The following is a 17893-nucleotide window of genomic DNA, read 5'->3' as shown; positions in this document are numbered from 1 at the left end:
CTAAAGCTCGTTATGGAGGAAACAGTGTCTGTTATAATAAATGAAAACGGATCAGGATGTGAAAGAGGATGAGAAGGATAAAGGAGAAGATGTACAAGATTAAAAAAACAATCTCCTTTCGTCAAAAGCTACTGCTCATTATTTTCGTATTTATGGCACTGCCGATCCTCTTTAGTATGGGGAATATTATCGTAACAAGTCTAAATGTGGTGAAAGAGCAAACGATTAAAAGTGAGAAATACAACTTAGAGCTAGCAGATGTATATTTTTCAAAATTGGTCGATGACGTCATTCAATCGATGAATTATGTTCATTTTGATTCGGAAATTAGAAGTATATTAAATCGTGGATTACAAGAACCGATTCCACCTAGAGCATTTCTCGATATAAACGCAAAGTTAGATCACATTACACGGAATAGCTACATTCGAATGGCCATTCTTCCAGCAGAAGGTGATTATTATTTTTCAAATACGTCGTTCAATGGCAGTTTTGAATACGAGCAATTAGAAGCATGGTTTGAGAAAGTGGAGAGTATTTCGACATACCAAGTGTATCGTTTTCTTGCGAAGGATTTACAGGATGCCCGAGAGCCAGGTCATTTACTTTATCAAAATGATCAAGTGATTGTGCTCGGCCGAAAGCTAACGAACTATAGAGGGGAAACAACAGCATATATGTTTGCTGGTGTTAACAAAATCGCGCTTGACCATTTAACGAAAAACCTTGCCGAGGATCGAACTATTTTTTTGTTAGACGAAAATGGAAGCGTTTTATATGATGATTCTGATATATTAATTAGTCAGCTCTTTCCATATTATGAACAGATGGATGAGCAAGACTCATATTTAATAATGGATTCAGGCGATGATGACAATTTATTAATCTATCAACCTTTTTCAAATGGTGATTGGACGATCGTTAGTGCTATGCCTTATCATACTGCGATTGACGAGTTAGGAAATGCGTATACATTTAATGTATATATACTAACAATGGCACTTATCTTATTAGTAATTATTTTATTATTTGTTGTCAATCGCTATTTGCAACCAATCGGAAATTTAGCTGCTATTGCCAAAGAAATTGATGCAGGGAATCTAGAGGTTCGCTCGAATATTAGACGTAATGATGAAATCGGACGGTTAAGCATGGCGTTTGATTTAATGCTTGATCGAATCCAAGAGGCTCTTGGTAAAGTGAAGCTTGAGCAACGAATGAAAAGGAAGGCCGAAATGGCTGTACTACAATCAAAAATTAAGCCTCATTTTATTTTTAATGTTCTTAGTACATTACGAATCCAAGTACTAAAAAATAATGATGAACAATCAGCAGATTTAATTCTATCATTTGGCAAGTTTTTACGTAGTGTGTACAAAGGAGATGAATCGATTTCGCTTGAAGAGGAAGTTGAGCACATGACTGATTATATCGATGTGATTAATTCGATGAGGCGGCATCCGATTAAGCTTCATACACTCATAAGTTATGAAGCTAAGCATGTCATTGTTCCTAGGTTCTTCATTCAACCAATTGTAGAAAACGCTTGCAAGCATGGCATTCAGAATCATCATGGTTCGATAACGATCACGTCCTATGTTGAGGATGGTCATGTGATCGTTTACGTTCAAGATGATGGAGAGGGCATGGATGAAACTGATCTAAATACCTTGCAAAAGAGTCTTAAATATGACAAAAGGCAAATGATTGCAACATATCTTAAGGAGCCTAGGAAGGAATTTGGCATTGGTTTAAAAAATGTGTATGAACGAATGACTTTGATTTATGGGGATCGATTTGAACTGTATATTCAATCAAAGAGGAAGAAGGGATCAACGGTTCGATTACGTTTTCCTGCTGACACTAAAATGGAGGTGGAGGATGAAGGTTCTTCTCGTTGATGATAATTTTCAAATGTTGGAGTTTATGTATGGGATGATTTCATGGAGAGAGTTAGGTTTAGAGGTTATTGGGAAATGTGAGACAGGAATCGATGCACTCGAAATAGCTCAAGACAAAACACCAGATATTCTCATTACAGATATTGATATGCCGAATATGAATGGTTTGGAGCTAATTGCGCAAATGAAATCACTTAATGAGCATTTGCAAGCACTTATCATTTCTTGTCATGATGATTTTCATTATGCTCAAAAAGCTGTACGCCTCTTTGTGAATGATTATATTTTAAAAGAAACACTCGAACCTAAAACATTTCGAATAGCAGTTAATAAGCTTGTGTATGAGGCTAGAAAGCAGAAAGAAGACCAAGCCAAGGTTGCCTCTTTAAAAAACATCGTCGATCATAATAAAGAAAATCTGAAAAAGCAATGGCTGCAAAAATTTCTAACAACATCTAATTTAAATGAGCGTGAATGGAAGCATACAAACGAGTTTTTTCAATTGAATTTGGATGATTATTATTATATTCCGATTAGTGGAAGAATGATGAACATTGATGCTGGATGGGAGAAATTTCATTCATCAGAGGAGCTATTTTCTTTTTTTGTTGAGAAAGTAGCTAAGGAAACGCTTGGGCAAGGAGTCGAGCTTGAAGGTGTTCTCTATGAACCGGATCAATTGATATGGTGCTTTCCATTTGTACCAACAATGAAAGAAAATCCTTATGAGGAAGTTCGCAAAAGGCTGAAGCAATTTCAAACTATATTAAAGAAGTGTAGTGGAGTGAGCATAACATTTGCTTATAAACAGGCCGTTACATCGATGGTAGAATTAAAACAATCACTCAAACAATTAACGAGTTGTGAAGCTAGGTGGTTTTATGTTGAAGAGGAAGAGATAGTTCGTTTTGAACCGTTTAACGGATCTGAAACTGATCAAACGATTTTTCACTGGTACAATGAAGCGTTAGAGGAATGGAAGAAGGTAACGCTTGAAGGGGACCAAGTAAAAGCCTCACAGGTAGTTGATCGATGGATTACGATTATAAAAGAGGGACATTATCACCCAGATTCCGTTAGAAGCTGGCTTCATAATCTTATTATCACGATTGAGCTTCATTACCATTACACCTTTGCGCATGAGCAACATCATAATTCAGATCATAGTAGCATCCATGAATTAGCTAATGTGTGCCAGCTTAAGAAGTATATGAACGACTTCTTCCATCGTATCATTCATTTTGTGCAATCATCTAGTCGTACCGAACGGTTAGAAGTGTGGGAAGCGAAGAAATATGTTGAGCAACATCTACAAGAACGGATTACGATGGAAGCTGTTGCTAATCACCTTTATATGAATCCGAGTCATTTTAGTCGATTGTTTAAAAAGGAAACCGGTGAAACGTTTATAGAGTATGTTATACGGGTGAAAATGGAGAAGGCAGCAACTTATTTACGTGAGACCAATAAGGCAATTGAAGATATTGCCCACATGCTTGGGTATGAAAATACGAGTTATTTTATAAAGCTTTTTAAAAAGCGTAATGATATATCGCCACTAGAGTATCGAAAGGCAAATTAAACACACAGCTGCTGAAGCGGCTGTGTGTTTAAGCGTTTTAAGACATAACATTCGATATCTAGAAATCAAATATGCAAAAATAGCACTATAGATAGTCAAGATAATGGCATAGAAAGTAGATATGCTTATGTTAAGATGTAAGCGCTATCATAGATGCTGGTCACAAGATTATAATCATTTTACTCAACGCAGGAGGTGATTGAAGGAATTTGTCTTTTCATCATGAGCGACACCTTGTTGTAAGGAAAAGTCAAATGATGATCAGGATCAACTGTTAACGAACACTCTTAGTCATGATTGTTTCCTGATAAAAAGGGAGAGTTGAAAAAATGGTTAATGAAATGAAACGTTATTCAACGTATTGGTTGTATATCGTGATTAGTCTCATCATGATTGCTTTACTTGTTCTAATGATGGCTGCAAATGAATCAAGAGCAGAGGACGGGACGAGAACAATTGTAATAGATGGAACGGATGTCGATGAGTATAACCGCTTTAAAGGATTTGGTACAGTTTCAGCAAATAACACGTCTCGATTAATGATTGATTATAAGGAAGAGCATCCTGATCAGTATTGGGAGATGATGCACCAACTTTTTGATCCGAATACAGGTGCAGGGCTCGTTCATGTAAAAGTGGAGCTAGGTGCAGATGTCGATTCTTCTTCAGGGACAGAGCCTGCGACGATGCGTTATGCTGATGAACCGGCAAACGTGTTACGTGGAGCAGGGTTTCAATTTGCTGCAGATGCGAAGGCTATTAACCCTCACATTACAACTGAAATCCTTCGCTGGGGAGAGCCTCGTTGGACGTGGGAAGGTGCAGCTAATCAAGAGTACGAAAATCGATATCAATGGTTTAAGCAGACGATTGACGCAGTTTATGAAGAGTTTGGCTTTCGTCTTGATTATGTTGGGATTTCACAAAATGAACGAGCTCAAAATAATGGAAGAAATGAGCTTGAGTGGTTGAAGTATTATACGTCACGAATGAAGGAAGAGCCGAATTATGATGAATTTTATAAGGACATTAAATTAGTTGGTGGTGATGGTTATCGTGATACGAGAACCATCAGTCAGACATTGCTTGATCATCCTGACTTAATTGATGAAATTGATGTCATTAGTAGTCATTACGGCTTAACTGGTTCAAGTGAGCTGACACAGCTTCAAAGCCATTTAATAGCTGAAGGTAAAGAGCCGAAAGAGATATGGTCTTCAGAAGGGGTCTCACCAATGATTAATGCTAGGTATCGAATTAATATGGAGCCACATTATCAAGGCCTTGGTGGACGCTATAGTATTGTTGATGTTACGTCACGAATAATTTCTATGTACAGCTGGGAAGGTGCAGGAGAACATCCACTCCAAGCAGTTTCTTTTGATTTTCAGCCTTCTGTAGGGGCATTTTATCAAGGTTCTTCTTATACACCAAAACATTTAATTAATGCATTTACACCATGGAATGGTTCCTTTGAAGTTGATGGAGGATTATTAGGAGTGCGTCATGTTATGAATTTTGTTGGATACAATAATACAACTACAGAAGAAAATGAGCGCTGGATGTATATTAAAGGTGCCACCTTTAGTGACGGGAATTTCATGGATGGTGGAGTTGATGTGGATACGAGCACTCATAACTATTTGACAGTAAAAGACCCACAATCTGATGATTATACAACAGTATATGCCAACAATACGCGAGAGACACGTCACTATCAAATCGAAGCGAAGAATTTAAATGGAAAAGAAAATGCGCCTTTATACGTGTGGGAAACAAGAGGTCCAGACGCAGGTCAGTCCTATGATGCGAACTGGTTTCAGCAAATTGATAAAATTGAGCCAGTTGATGGTCAGTATGAAATCGAGGTGAAGCCTTATTCGCTTTTGACAGTCACAACTCTCGATCAAAAATCTAAAATAGAAGGATTTGAGTATTCATCTAGTCCTTTTGATAGTTCACAGGATACGATACTTCCGTTACCGTATGTTGATGATTTTGAATATAGTGAGTATCCTACCGATGATCAAGGACGAGATTACGTTGAACGTCGAGGAGGTACACCACGTTATACGACTGATCAACGGGGAGCATTTGAAGTCGTGAAAGAAGCCACGATACAAGAGACGAGTGGAAGTGCGAACCGTATCGCGCGGGATATTCCAGATGCAGATGAACGAGGCAATATGCTTCAACAAAAAATAACACATGACATTATCGGCGCGGATTGGGCTGTTTGGGGAGGAACGGACGGGTCTGCAAGTAATAGTAACCCACATACGAACTTTGGGGACTATCGCTGGGTGAATTATAAGGTGTCTTATGATTTTTTACTTGATACTCACACACCTGAAGTGAGTGGGAGAAGTAATTATGCGCTAATAGGATTACGTCATGTGAAGGCAGGTGGAACGGATTCGCATGCACCATACAATGCACGTATATATTCAGATGGTAGGTATGAAATCTTAAAGCTTGGCAATGTCGTTTCAAGTGGTACAGTAGATGGCTTTAATGCAAATGTTTGGAATAACCTTGCATTTGAAGCGAAGGAAAATATTTTTACGTTATATGTGAATGATGAAGAAATAGCGTTTTATAAGGATGAGGACTCGCTCGTTATGTCAGGAAGAGCGGTTATTGGATCAGGTTATTATGAAACCCTTTATGATCAGCTACGTGTCGATCCAATTGATGGCTACCCATATATGTCTGAAAAATATGATAGCGCGCAAGGTATGAAGATAGGCACAGTAGAAGAAGCACGAAATAACAACGATCGTAGTAATCCAATCGGCTACATTGGTCAGTGGGAATTCGGTCAAGTCGGGTATGCTCATTTTAATCGTACACGAATGACGGCAAGTACAGATGTACCTGTATGGAATGGGGTTACTGTCGGTTTTAGAGATGTAGTCGATGAACGGGGTGAGTTAAATCATGTGTATTATTCTGGTAGTTGGTCATCGAATAATACGAATACATGGTCAGGAGTAGGAGGATCGTTTGAAATTACATTTAAAGGAACAGAGGTTAGGTTGTTTGGGATAACAAATCCTTCGAATGGAACGGCTGATATTTATTTAAATGGCGAGCTAGTAGGCGAAGCAAATTATTTAAATAATAGTTCAATTGAGCAAGTCGTTTGGTCAGCAAAAGGGCTTGAAGATGAAGAACATACGTTAGAAGTGGTTACCACTGATCGATATGTGAGTTTTACAAAAGCAGAAATAGAGACAACTGATCCAGTATTAGCGGTTACAAATCTTGCTCCAAGTAACTTCATTCCGATAACAGAAGATTCTGAAGTTGGTGAGGAGGAAAATACGGTTTATGCGTTAAGAAGGAATGGGAATGTATGGGGATCTAATCAAACGAATGCTTGGGCAAATTTTAATGATGATCCGTATTTAGTTATTAGCTTCACTGGGTCAGGAATTGATTATTTCTCTGGAACAGGAGATGAAACTCTTTATAATTTTGAACTAAATGGTGAGGACATGGGTGATTTTTCTGTTAATCCGCAAACCGGAATTAGATTCTCGATTAGAGATTTAGAGGAAACAACTCATACGTTAAAAGTGTCATTAAAGGACAATGAGATAAAAGAAGATTTTATGGATTACAGGGGTGTCGATATTTACAGCACACCAAACCTTGAAAGTAGCGATACTAGTATGCTCTTTCATTTTGAAGGAACGGGGTTCAATTTGTTTGGTGCAACACCAGATGCCGTTATTGATGTTTACATTGACGGAGAATTAACCGAAGAGAACTATCGAGTGTACTCACGAGGAGACAGACAAACGTCCTATCACCTGCGCGGTCTTGATGAAGGCGATCATACTGCTCACATTGTTGTGAAAGGCGGAACATTCATTATAGAAGGTTTAGATATTATAAGAGGAGCTAGTCAAAACGGAGATGAAGGCCCAGGGGACGGAGATGAAGGCCCAGGGGACGGAGATGAAGGCCCAGGGGACGGAGATGAAGGCCCAGGGGACGGAGATGAAGGCCCAGGGGACGGAGATGAAGGCCCAGGGGATGGAGATGAAGGCCCAGGGGATGGAGATGAAGGCCCAGGGGACGGAGATGAAGGCCCAGGGGATGGAGATGAAGGCCCAGGGGATGGAGATGGAAGCTCAAGGGATGAAGAAGATAAGGGACAAAATGATGAGCATGGATTACCTGCAACAGCGACAAATTTGTATAACTGGTTACTAGTAGGAATTGCATTGTTTGCAATTGGTTTAGTTACAATCGTTTATAGAAAAAGAATGACGGTTGAGTAATAAAAAAAGGGCAGCGAATAACTATGAATAGTATTCGCTGCCTTCACTTGTAAAGTAAAATTTTTTAGGAATCTAAGAAGTGTTTAACTTAAGAAGGGTATAAGAGAATCAGAGTTCGCGCGTTAGGGCTTTTGAACGAAACGACTATTAGTAGCATAAGGTGGCTTATTCCGTCACACTTACTCCGCCATCCTCACTAATTTCAACAGTAGAATAACTTTTGAATGGTTCATTCGATATGATAGTTTGCTCTAGAGGCTCTTTTAGGCTGTGCATATAATCTTCATACGTTTTTCGATCTTTAATGATGTGATAGTAATACACCTTTGTTCCGTTAATCGTGTCAATCTCTTTAAATTGGATATTATTTGGGAATTGCTTATGAAACCATAGGCTTGCTTCATTATGATTGTGGAAATCTGGCATTTCCTCATACAATTCTAATAAATTCAGTTCCATTTTCTCCACTCCTTTTTCATAGGGACAAGCTCTCTCTCTTTCAACTACCTAACTGATTTACAGCTCCACATTTATTTTACTATAGAAATTCATTCTTTGTCCTTATGTACTGCTAGTATATTCGAATTTCGATCTTTGTATGTGTGTGTATGTCTTTGTATAATTTATATTTTTGCTCACATGATAAAAAGGTTAAATGATGTCTAAAAAAGAATAGGTGAGCAGAATGGAATCAAGCTGGCTTGCGATTGTTCCTTTTTTATTTGTGATACCGATTGCGATTTATACGAAGCAAGTTCTCCCAGGTCTGTTCGTTGGTCTCTTAGTGGGCTCTTATTTAATCGAACCGACCTTTCTAGGTGGAGTTCAAGCAATGTTTGTTTATGTTGTTCAAGCGTTAATTGACCCAAATAATATTAAAATAATAGTCTTTCTATATTCGTTTTCTGGCTTAGTTGGTATGGTAAAAGTAACTGGTGGGATTAGAGGGTTTGTGGAGAAGGCTGCTGAACGAATTCATACGAGAAAGCAAGCGTTAGTTTTGACGTATGTGTCGACAATCGGGACCTTTAGTGCTCCGACATTTCGCTTTGTTACAATCGCACCGATTATGAGAGCTTTGTTGAAAAGAGTGAGAATGACGACTGCTGAATTAGGATTTATTATCGAAACGACAGCAACTCCTGTTATTGTCCTCATTCCAGTTGCAACGGCATTTGTCGGTTATATGGTATCTGTTATTCAAATGGCAACAGAGAATGAAGGGCTTGAAATCGATCCTTACTCTCTCTTTATTCAAAGTATACCTTTTAATTTTTTTTCCATTGTCATGATCGGCTTAGGGATTTATTTGAGCTTCTTTCATCATGCAAAGAAAAAATCAACAGCACCTTTAGAAATAACAGATAGGGAAGAAGAGGATGATTGGCATGAATGTCATCCAGTCGTTTCAACGGAATTGCCGATTAAGCCGTGGAATTTGGTTCTTCCACTAGTTCTCGTTATCGGGTTGACTTTGTTTTTAACTTGGTGGGACGGGTATGAACGTGGAGTAGGGCCATTCGAAGCGTTTATTCGAGCGAACGTCCTTGATGCAATGGTGGTGGCGTTGCTGTTGACGACGATGATGACGATGGTATTTTATTTATTACAAAAATTTAAGCTGTCTGATTTAATTGAAAGCTTTGTGTTCGGTGGAAATGAATTAATGAGTGTCATTATTCTTCTTTCTATCGTTTGGGGATTGTCAGCTGTAACAGATGATTTGGGATTTTCTAGCTTTGTTACAGCTCATACTAGTTGGATTCCACCATTGTTTATTGCTCCGTTGATCTTCCTGTTTGGTGCTGCCGTTTCGTATTTTATCGGTTCCGCATGGGGAACGTGGGGAATTCTTATGCCACTCGGAATGGCTCTTGCGATAGCTGGTGACGTTTCATTCCCACTCGTTGTCGGTGCGGTCTTTGCAAGTGGTGCATTCGGAGCGTTTGCTTCACCGTTAAGTGATGATACGAATACAATTGCCAAAATATTAGGATTAACCGTTATTGATTATGCCAAGTATAAATTAAAACCAGCATTAATAGCCGCAGCGATTACGGCTGTTTTGTATACAGTTGTGACGTTTGTCGTTTAGTTAGCTAGTATATTTCCTGAGCACCTCCTCATATGCAAAACTGTATTGAATAAGGAGGTGCTATAATCGGTCTTGTGAAAGGAATGATAGTTGCTACTTGGATTTTTATGTTAATATGGTTAGCGTACGAGGTCAACTAGTAAGTCATATTAAGATTCATCATGAAATAGGTATACGATCGTTTTCTTAACCATACATATAGAATTTGTTCTGAATTTTGTTATATTTGTATGATGGGATGGCTGTCCCGTTCTCTATTGATGCATACGGAAGGTGTCATGAAGTAAATCAATTGAAAGGTACAATGGTTAACCGAAATGGCTCTCGTTTTGTTGGGGCTTATGCCTAATAGATTAGTAATGAAAGGTGAGCGATAGAAGATGAATAAGGTACTCGTCATAGGAGCTACTGGTATATTAGGGAAGCTGGTCTGTCAAGAGATACTTAGGCAATTGGATCGTTCACAATTAGTTGTAGCGGATTATCAGATAGAGAGAGGAAAACAATTAGCTCAATCGCTAAGTAATCAAACAGAGTTTTGTTATGTGGATATAACGAAGCGCGATAGTATCGAAGCTGCTATTTGTCAAGTAAATGTCGTTATCGTCGCATTAAAACAAAAAGAACCAGCTGTGCAGAAGCTTTGTATAGGGAGGGGAGTACACTGTATAGATGTGACTCCTTTTTCGTCGTTCACTAGTCAAGTAGAGCAATTACATAATTATGCTCTTGAAAAGGGAGTTTGTTCTATTACTATGTCTGGATTCTTTCCTGGATTATCTGCTTTAATGGTGAAGAAAGCAGTAAAACAATTTGATGAAGTGAGTAATGTTGATGTCGCATTGCTACAACATACAAATGCTAAAGCCGGAATAACGGGTATCATGGATATGCTTCAAATCATTTCAGAGCCTCTAACAAAAGAGAATCAGCTCACGTACACTGGATTTACAAGGCGTAAAAAACTTCCCTTCGGTGATTGTCAGACACTACGGTTTGTCAGAGAGATCCACCATGACGAAAAGGAATTTGTAGCTGAAAAGTTAGGTCTAGATTCGATTCATTATTGGACTGCTTGGAATAACGATTCCTTTAATCATTTACTTTTCATTTTACAAAAAATAGGCTTATTAAAGCGGCTCGTAAAAATGAAAAATCCAAGACTGTTGTCCCATTTCGTTAAGCATAATCAGTCGAAAGGTGAAGAAGCTTTTTTGACGGTTGAAGTGATTGGGATGATATCAGGTACGCGAAAAAAGAAGGCTTTGACATTATCAACACCTTCTGATTATCAAGTAACTGCAATGGCAACAGCTGCACTAGTTAACGTGATTAACAATCGTCATGCTGGAGTTGTTTTTCCATTTGAACTAACAGATGTCGATACAGTATTAAACATTATAAATTCGAAAAGCATCAGTTTAACCGAGTGTTAGAAATAAAAAGATTCTGTAAACCCCCTTGACAGATAAAACGATAAAGCGATAAAATGAGTAAAATTCAAAATTTCAAAAAGTTCTAAAAACGCGAGGATTGGGAGTATTAAGGAGTCCCTGTTGTGTAGAGAGCTGTCGGTTGGTGAAAGGCAGTCAACAGAATCCCCAACTTACCCAGGAGTGGTAAGGCTGATAAGGCCTTAACGGATAACGTCCGTAATCAGTTGTAGAGTGGATTTGCTTACGCGAATCAAGAAGAGTGGTACCACGTAGGTTCAGCCTATCGTCTCTTAAGGAGATGGTAGGCTTTTTGTTTTGCTTTATTTTGAAGGAGAGGATGTTTGTCATGGAAAGTTATCGAAAGTATACACGAACGTATTTTATGCCTCCAGAAAAGAGTACAAATTGGATGGAGAAGGAATATGTAACAAAGGCACCTAAATGGTGTAGTGTCGATCTTCGTGATGGGAATCAGGCATTAATCGTCCCAATGAACTTAGAGGAGAAGCTTGAGTATTTTCAAACGCTTGTTGATCTAGGCTTTAAAGAAATTGAGGTCGGTTTTCCTGCTGCATCTGAGACAGAGTTCACCTTTTTGCGAACGCTTATTGAACAAGACTTGATTCCAGAAGATGTGACTATTCAAGTGCTGACACAAGCACGTGAGCATATTATTCGTAAAACGTTTGAATCGTTAAAAGGAACGCACAAGGCAGTCGTTCATTTATATAATTCAACTTCTGTTGCCCAGCGTGAGCAAGTATTCCGTAAGTCAAAAGAGGAAATTATTAATATTGCTGTTAAAGGAGCAGAACTTTTAAAGCAATGTGCTGAGGAGACGGAGGGAGATTTCATTTTCCAATATTCTCCTGAAAGCTTTACAGGGACAGAAATTGACTTTTCACTGGAGATCTGTAATCGAGTGTTAGATGTTTGGAAGCCAACTGCAGCCAATAAGGTGATCATCAATCTTCCAGCAACCGTGTCACTTTCTATGCCACATGTGTATGCGAGTCAAATTGAATATATGAGTAATCATCTGAAATATCGTCATAATGTCATTGTATCGATTCACCCACATAACGATCGGGGTACAGGTGTAGCTGATGCAGAGCTAGGAATGCTTGCTGGTGCAGATCGTGTTGAAGGTACTTTATTTGGAAACGGTGAGCGTACAGGGAACGTTGATATTGTCACTCTTGCTCTAAATTTATTCTCACATGGTGTTGATCCAGAGTTAAACTTAAACAATCTTCCTCGTGTCATTGAAGTGTATGAGCGCATGACGAAAATGAAAGTACATGAACGTCATCCATACGGTGGGGAGCTTGTGTTCACAGCATTCTCAGGCTCGCATCAGGATGCTATTGCTAAAGGGATGAAATGGCATGAAACACATGAAGTTGATCATTGGACTGTACCTTATTTATTAATTGATCCAGCTGATATTGGCCGAGAATATGAAGGAGATATTATACGGATTAATAGTCAGTCAGGAAAAGGTGGTATTGCTTACGTATTGAAGCAAACGTACGGATTAGACTTACCACTACAAATGCGCGAAAGCTTCGGTTATCGAGTGAAGAATGTATCTGATCATCAAAACAAAGAGTTGAGCACCAAAGAAATTTATGGGATTTTTAAAGAAGAATACATTAATGTTGAAAACCCAGTTGAGTTTCTCCATTATACGTTAGGCGATCAAAGCTCATCATCTGTTAAAGTGAAGGTCAAGGTAGACGGGGAAGAGCTAGAATTAACTGGCATTGGCAATGGAACGTTAGATGCGATTAGTCAAATGCTTCAAGAAAGGCTACAAGTGCAATATTCAAATCTAGCTTATTCTGAGCATGCGCTAGAAGCGGGATCACAGTCTCAGGCCGTCTCATATGTTGGAATTACAGATGGAAATGACGAAGTCTTTTGGGGCTGTGGGATAGACGCTGATATTATGACATCATCCATTAGAGCATTATTCAGCGCTGTTAATAAACTCGTAATGGCGAGCCGGTAAAAGGAAAGGAAGAGTGATACTGACTAAAGGTATCGCTCTTTTGCTCATTGGCTTTGATTTCTTGCAAAGCGGATAAACATTCCGTTCTCAATTGGAGAGCTAGATGGCTACCATGAAGATGAGACAATTAATTGGGAGCTGTATACGTGTTACAGTGTAGTCCATTTTTTTAAAGCGTTAGCATGGGGTAGGAGGATGAGCGAAAAGCAGTTTCAATTATTGAAAATCTATTCATTGGATGTCCTTTTTTAAAGACGAATATACCATGGTCGTATGGTAATTTAGGAGGTGAATAAATGGCTAAAAAAATGAAAATAGATCAACCGAAATTACATACTAGCTTAAGAGAAACGTCTATACACGAACTATATAATGACGATGAACATGAATTAGTACAAGCGCAAATAGAAGGAGAGACGATTGAAGGTTTTTCCTTAAGAAAAGCAATTATGTCTAAAGTGCTTATTAAGAATATCACCATTCACAAAGCGAATCTTCCTGCAGTTGATCTGACAGATGTCGTATTTGAAAATTGTAACTTAGCAAATGCTAGTTTACGAGAAGGATTGATTCATCGAGTGACGTTTAAGGATTGTAAATTAACGGGGATTGATTTTTCAGGAGCTCACATTGGTCATGTCACTTTTGAGCAGTGCATCATTGATCTCAGTCAATTTACTGAAGCAACATTAAAGCAAGTACATTTTGAAAAGTCATCGTTAAAAGGTGCAAACTTTTACGGTTGTCAGTTTAAAAACGTTAACTATTCTAAAAGTGATTTAACGGATATTGATTTTATCGAGACAAGCTTAAAAGGTGTGGATCTAAGTACCTCGACCTTTGAGCAGCTTCATGTAAGCTTTGAGGCGTTACGAGGATGTAAAGTATCAAAGGAGCAAGCTGTCGGCTTTGCAAAATTACTCGGATTAGAGATTGTTGATCACTCGTGAAGTCTACTTTAGTGTAAGTTAAAGGGAAGAAATGATTTGGAATGCTGAAAAGAGCTTGATACTCCCAAGTTTTTAAGCGAAATATGAATTTTGTATTGGAACGTAAAGAAGCATAAGAATTAAAGGAGCCGGAGTCTAATGAGTTGAACCCGGCTCAACATGTTTAAAGAAATCCATCGAACGGCCCTCTCTCTATGAAATAAATAAGCTAATTGTTAGAAGGATGACTGTGACAATTCCTGGGTTTTTTAAGTTTTTCTTTTTCATTCTACATTCCCTCCTGAATGTGTCGTTCTTTTAATTACTTATATTCTAGCAAGATAATGTGAGGCTGTAAGAGGTTTCGTTAGGTAATATAACAAGCTTTTATGTGATTGAGATTTACTTCATATAGCTATTAATGATATGATTATAGAGAATAAAAAAAAGAAATTTCTAAACGATCGCCCTAACCATAATGATTGTTTTGTAATAATAAAAAGGAGCCAGGTTCCGTTTGAGGAATACTGGCTTCAACTTATACATGTTTTAGTTTTCCGTTTATGATGTAAATAAGCTAATCGTGAGAAGGATGACTGTAAAGATTCCTGGGTTTTTTAAGCCTTGCTTTTTCATTAAACGTTCCCTCCTGAATGTGACGCTCATTTGATTACTTACATCTTAGCAAGAATCTAGAAGGCTGTAAGGAGATGCGTTAGGTTATATGACAAGCTTTTTGTTTGTTATTACTAAAAGAGTAGAACTAGAATATGTATCGTTTCACTAAAATGAATAAGAGGGGGATATAAATTGGCAGTAACGATTACGTATGAAGCGATTGATCGACCATTAACGGATAAAGAATTAAATCAAGTAGATGTGTTACACAAAACGGTCTTCAGCTCGTCTCACTCAATTATTGATAAAATGACAGACAAGCCACGATTAATTGTCCATCTTGCTCTCCATCAAAGTAAACCAGTTGGTTATAAAATAGGCTATGAGCTGGAAAATAAGACTTTTTACAGTTGGCTAGGCGGGGTGGATCCAATCTATCGAAAGCGCGGAATAGCGGCAAAGCTATTGGAAAAGCAACACACAACTTTAAAAGAGCTGGGTTATGAGAAAGTCCAGACGAAAACGATGAACAGATGGCGACAAATGCTTTTGTTAAATATAAAAATGGGTTTCGATGTAATCCGAACATATACGGATGATAAGGGTAGGCACAAAATTGTGTTGGAGAAGAAGTTGTGAGGCGAGAGATTGCAAAGCAAATAAATCGCTAAGATTCGATTGACAAATCAATCGATGAAGCAGCTTTTGGGAATCGCTATGGAATCTTATTTTTATTACCTGGAACTCTTTTAATTGTTTAAATCCAACTTTTACAAATGCCAAAATGAATAAAAAAAGCAAAGTCACGTTATAAAATAGAAGCAAAAAATAGCGAATTAAAAAATAGACACGGGTTAAAAATTGCATCATCCTCGGGTCTGTTGGTATGCAAATTCAAGCTGCTACCACGATATGTGCGGTGAATCTCAAGAGAATAATAAAGCTTTTGAATGAAAAAGAGTAACAAGTAGCAAAAGAAAAGGCAATTCTCATCCGAAAATGGACGGAATTTGCCTTTTCTTTTTAATGAAACTCTTATTAGCACGAAAAAAGGAAGTTTTTCAGTGGCTTCCTAAGGATTCATGTAAAGGACACATGAAAATAACCATCCATCAGAAAAATTTATGATGGATGGTTATTTGAGGGTCTCTTATGATGAGGTGTAAAATAAGATTGCATCTTGGTAGCGGTCGATTTTCCGCTTTCTTTTGGAAAGATACGTTTTTATTTCACGATTCCTCTTTCAATACCTTTCTAAACTCCTCTGTTAATAACGGTACTATCTCGAATAAATCACCGACAATTCCGTAATCAGCTATTGAAAAAATCGGCGCATCAGGGTCTTTATTGATAGCAACAATGACCCGTGATTGACTCATTCCAGCAACATGCTGGATGGCTCCACTAATCCCACAGGCGATGTAGAGTTCAGGAGTGACAACTTTTCCTGTTTGCCCAATTTGTAATGAGTAATCGCAATAGTTTGCATCACAGGCTCCACGAGATGCACCAACAGCACCATTTAAAACGTCGGCTAATTGTTCAAGTGGTTTAAAGCCATCAGCACTTTTAACGCCTCGCCCGCCGGCTATGACTATTTTTGCTTCGGTTAAGTCAATCTTTCCAGTTGTTTTTTGGACAATGTCTTTAATTGTAGATTGTAAAGATGGAGGTTGCTTAAACGGTACATTCTTTACTTGAGCAACGTTCCCTCTTGATGTACTTGCTGATAAATTGTTTGGTCGAATCGTTAAAACCCACGGTGAGTGGTGGAATGTCTTTTTTTCAAATGCTTTTCCAGCATAAATAGGACGTGTAATGACAATATGTTCTTCATCACATTCAATTGAAGTAGCATCAGAGATTAGCCCTGCATCTAGAGCTGCAGCAAGCATCGGTGCAAGATCACGTCCGATTGCTGTATGTCCACAGATGATACCGGTAGGCTGGCATTCTACGAGGACATCACTCAAAGCATGAACATAAGACTCAGGAATGTAATGAGCTAAGGAATGATCATCAATTGTGAAAATCGTATCAAGCTCATAGGCCGATAATGTTTCGACGACTGTCTCAAGCTTGTGCCCAATGACGACAACGTTAATAGAGCTAGCATCGACGATTTGTGCTGCTACAATCGCTTCGAAAGTCACTTGGCGGAGCACGCCATTTCGGTGTTCCGCAATAATAAGAATCGTTTGGCCCACAATTATTCCCCCTTTACAAATGTATTTGTTCTTGTAGCTTAGCGATCAAAGATTTGACCTGATCATCTGGAGCTCCATTTAGACGTACGCCAGTTGTTTTTTTCGGTGGTAGGAAGACAGTCTGTTGTGTCGTTTTGGCGATTAAGTCATCAGAAGCTAAGTGAAGGTCATCAATTAGGAGCTCCTTTAAAGGCTTGCGCTTTGCTTTCATAATCCCAGGCAAGCTAGGGTAACGGGGCTCATTTAACCCTTGTTGAGCGGTGAATAGAGCTGGTAACGTTACGTTAATCGTTTCGAGGTCCCCTTCAGCGTCTCGTATGACTTGGGCTGTACCTTCCTGTATAGAAAGTGAGGTAATCGAGCTGACATGCGGGAGATCGAGTGCGTGAGCAAGACGAATAGCCACTTGCCCGTCACCATTATCAATGGAAAAGTAGCCTCCAAGTATGAGGTCAATATCCTTGTTTTGTAAAAAGGCTGACAGTACTTTCGCTATGCAGCTTGCATCTTCTGGTATATCGTCATTTAAGAGATGAATGGCTTCATCAACACCCATAGCAAGAGCTGTTCGCAATGCATCACTTGTTCGTTCTGGACCAACAGAAAGAACCGTTACGTTTCCGCCATGCTCATCTCGTTGGCGAATCGCTTCCTCGACTGCGTATTCATCATATGGATTGATGACAAATTGAGCATCGTCCTCTGTTATGATTCCGTTTTCAATAATGATTTTTTCCTCAGTATCAAACGTTTGCTTCAGTAACACAAAAATATTCATGTCTGACACTCCTCTCCTTCTTAACTTCTATACATCTATGT

12 protein-coding genes, 1 pseudogene and 1 other annotated feature are annotated in these 17893 nt (G+C 38.6%); of the genes and pseudogenes, 10 read left to right on the top strand and 3 right to left on the bottom strand.

What is annotated here, in order from left to right:
- The first annotated feature begins 89 nt into the window (after positions 1–89).
- The 3 genes from MW695_RS06295 (at position 90) to MW695_RS06285 (ending at position 7775) form a co-directional block, all read left to right on the top strand.
- The gene (locus MW695_RS06295) at positions 90–1901 is read left to right on the top strand and encodes a sensor histidine kinase (protein ID WP_247104267.1); all 1812 of its coding nucleotides are present in this window, start codon (positions 90–92) and stop codon (positions 1899–1901) included.
- Positions 1882–3483: an AraC family transcriptional regulator gene (locus MW695_RS06290; RefSeq protein ID WP_247104266.1), complete on the top strand. Its 1602-nt coding sequence runs from the start codon at positions 1882–1884 to the stop codon at positions 3481–3483. Before MW695_RS06295 ends, MW695_RS06290 begins: the two co-directional genes overlap by 20 nt.
- A gap of 329 nt (positions 3484–3812) precedes the next feature.
- Positions 3813–7775, top strand: a complete 3963-nt coding sequence (locus MW695_RS06285; RefSeq protein WP_247104265.1) for an S-layer protein — start codon at positions 3813–3815, stop codon at positions 7773–7775.
- Positions 7776–7940: 165 nt separating this feature from the next.
- On the opposite strand, the gene MW695_RS06280 is transcribed toward MW695_RS06285, so the two are convergent.
- Complete coding sequence (locus tag MW695_RS06280) at positions 7941–8234, bottom strand: hypothetical protein (RefSeq protein ID WP_247104264.1); 294 nt, start codon at positions 8232–8234, stop codon at positions 7941–7943.
- A 226-nt stretch (positions 8235–8460) separates the two neighbouring features.
- Here MW695_RS06280 and MW695_RS06275 point away from each other — a divergent pair, with 226 nt between their 5' ends.
- From MW695_RS06275 to MW695_RS06250, 7 genes and pseudogenes are all read left to right on the top strand, one after another.
- Positions 8461–9870, top strand: coding sequence for a Na+/H+ antiporter NhaC family protein (locus MW695_RS06275; RefSeq protein WP_247104263.1), 1410 nt, complete (start codon positions 8461–8463; stop codon positions 9868–9870).
- Between the two features lie 217 nt (positions 9871–10087).
- The gene (locus tag MW695_RS22665) at positions 10088–10219 is read left to right on the top strand and encodes a hypothetical protein (RefSeq protein WP_260505872.1); all 132 of its coding nucleotides are present in this window, start codon (positions 10088–10090) and stop codon (positions 10217–10219) included.
- Between the two features lie 31 nt (positions 10220–10250).
- The gene (locus tag MW695_RS06270) at positions 10251–11306 is read left to right on the top strand and encodes a saccharopine dehydrogenase NADP-binding domain-containing protein (RefSeq protein WP_247104262.1); all 1056 of its coding nucleotides are present in this window, start codon (positions 10251–10253) and stop codon (positions 11304–11306) included.
- Positions 11307–11390: 84 nt separating this feature from the next.
- Positions 11391–11600, top strand: a binding site (T-box leader).
- 52 nt (positions 11601–11652) lie between these two features.
- The gene (leuA, locus tag MW695_RS06265; protein WP_247104261.1) at positions 11653–13320 is read left to right on the top strand and encodes a 2-isopropylmalate synthase; all 1668 of its coding nucleotides are present in this window, start codon (positions 11653–11655) and stop codon (positions 13318–13320) included.
- A gap of 296 nt (positions 13321–13616) precedes the next feature.
- Positions 13617–14270 carry a pentapeptide repeat-containing protein gene (locus tag MW695_RS06260; RefSeq protein ID WP_247104260.1) on the top strand — a complete coding sequence of 218 codons (654 nt, stop codon included), beginning with the start codon at positions 13617–13619 and terminating at the stop codon, positions 14268–14270.
- 789 nt (positions 14271–15059) lie between these two features.
- Positions 15060–15506, top strand: a complete 447-nt coding sequence (locus MW695_RS06255; protein WP_247104259.1) for a GNAT family N-acetyltransferase — start codon at positions 15060–15062, stop codon at positions 15504–15506.
- Positions 15507–15658: 152 nt separating this feature from the next.
- Positions 15659–15831 (top strand): annotated as a pseudogene (locus tag MW695_RS06250) (IS5/IS1182 family transposase); the annotation flags it as partial.
- A 265-nt stretch (positions 15832–16096) separates the two neighbouring features.
- On the opposite strand, the gene MW695_RS06245 reads toward MW695_RS06250, so the two are convergent.
- Together MW695_RS06245 and MW695_RS06240 are read right to left on the bottom strand one after the other, a co-directional pair.
- On the bottom strand, positions 16097–17074 hold the full coding sequence (locus MW695_RS06245; RefSeq protein ID WP_247104258.1) for an electron transfer flavoprotein subunit alpha/FixB family protein: 978 nt from the start codon (positions 17072–17074) through the stop codon (positions 16097–16099).
- 13 nt (positions 17075–17087) lie between these two features.
- Positions 17088–17852 (bottom strand): electron transfer flavoprotein subunit beta/FixA family protein, encoded by a 765-nt coding sequence (locus MW695_RS06240; protein ID WP_247104257.1) that lies wholly within the window; start codon positions 17850–17852, stop codon positions 17088–17090.
- Positions 17853–17893 lie beyond the last annotated feature (41 nt).

Origin of the sequence: Halalkalibacter sp. APA_J-10(15) (genome assembly GCF_023017105.1) — a bacterium.
Lineage (GTDB): Bacteria > Bacillota > Bacilli > Bacillales > Bacillaceae_D > Halalkalibacter.
The sequence above is the reverse complement of the archived record's forward strand: the minus strand, read 5'-3'. Positions and strand labels throughout refer to the sequence as shown.

Bases quoted from the DNA above. Each gene is read 5' to 3' on its own strand.
- MW695_RS06295 (WP_247104267.1), top strand. From the start codon at position 90: ATGTACAAGATTAAAAAAACAATCTCCTTTCGTCAAAAGCTACTGCTC.
- MW695_RS06260 (WP_247104260.1), top strand. From the start codon at position 13,617: ATGGCTAAAAAAATGAAAATAGATCAACCGAAATTACATACTAGCTTA.
- MW695_RS06280 (WP_247104264.1), bottom strand. From the start codon at position 8,234: ATGGAACTGAATTTATTAGAATTGTATGAGGAAATGCCAGATTTCCAC.
- MW695_RS06290 (WP_247104266.1), top strand. From the start codon at position 1,882: ATGAAGGTTCTTCTCGTTGATGATAATTTTCAAATGTTGGAGTTTATG.
- MW695_RS06275 (WP_247104263.1), top strand. From the start codon at position 8,461: ATGGAATCAAGCTGGCTTGCGATTGTTCCTTTTTTATTTGTGATACCG.
- leuA (WP_247104261.1), top strand. From the start codon at position 11,653: ATGGAAAGTTATCGAAAGTATACACGAACGTATTTTATGCCTCCAGAA.
- MW695_RS06240 (WP_247104257.1), bottom strand. From the start codon at position 17,852: ATGAATATTTTTGTGTTACTGAAGCAAACGTTTGATACTGAGGAAAAA.
- MW695_RS06270 (WP_247104262.1), top strand. From the start codon at position 10,251: ATGAATAAGGTACTCGTCATAGGAGCTACTGGTATATTAGGGAAGCTG.
- MW695_RS06285 (WP_247104265.1), top strand. From the start codon at position 3,813: ATGGTTAATGAAATGAAACGTTATTCAACGTATTGGTTGTATATCGTG.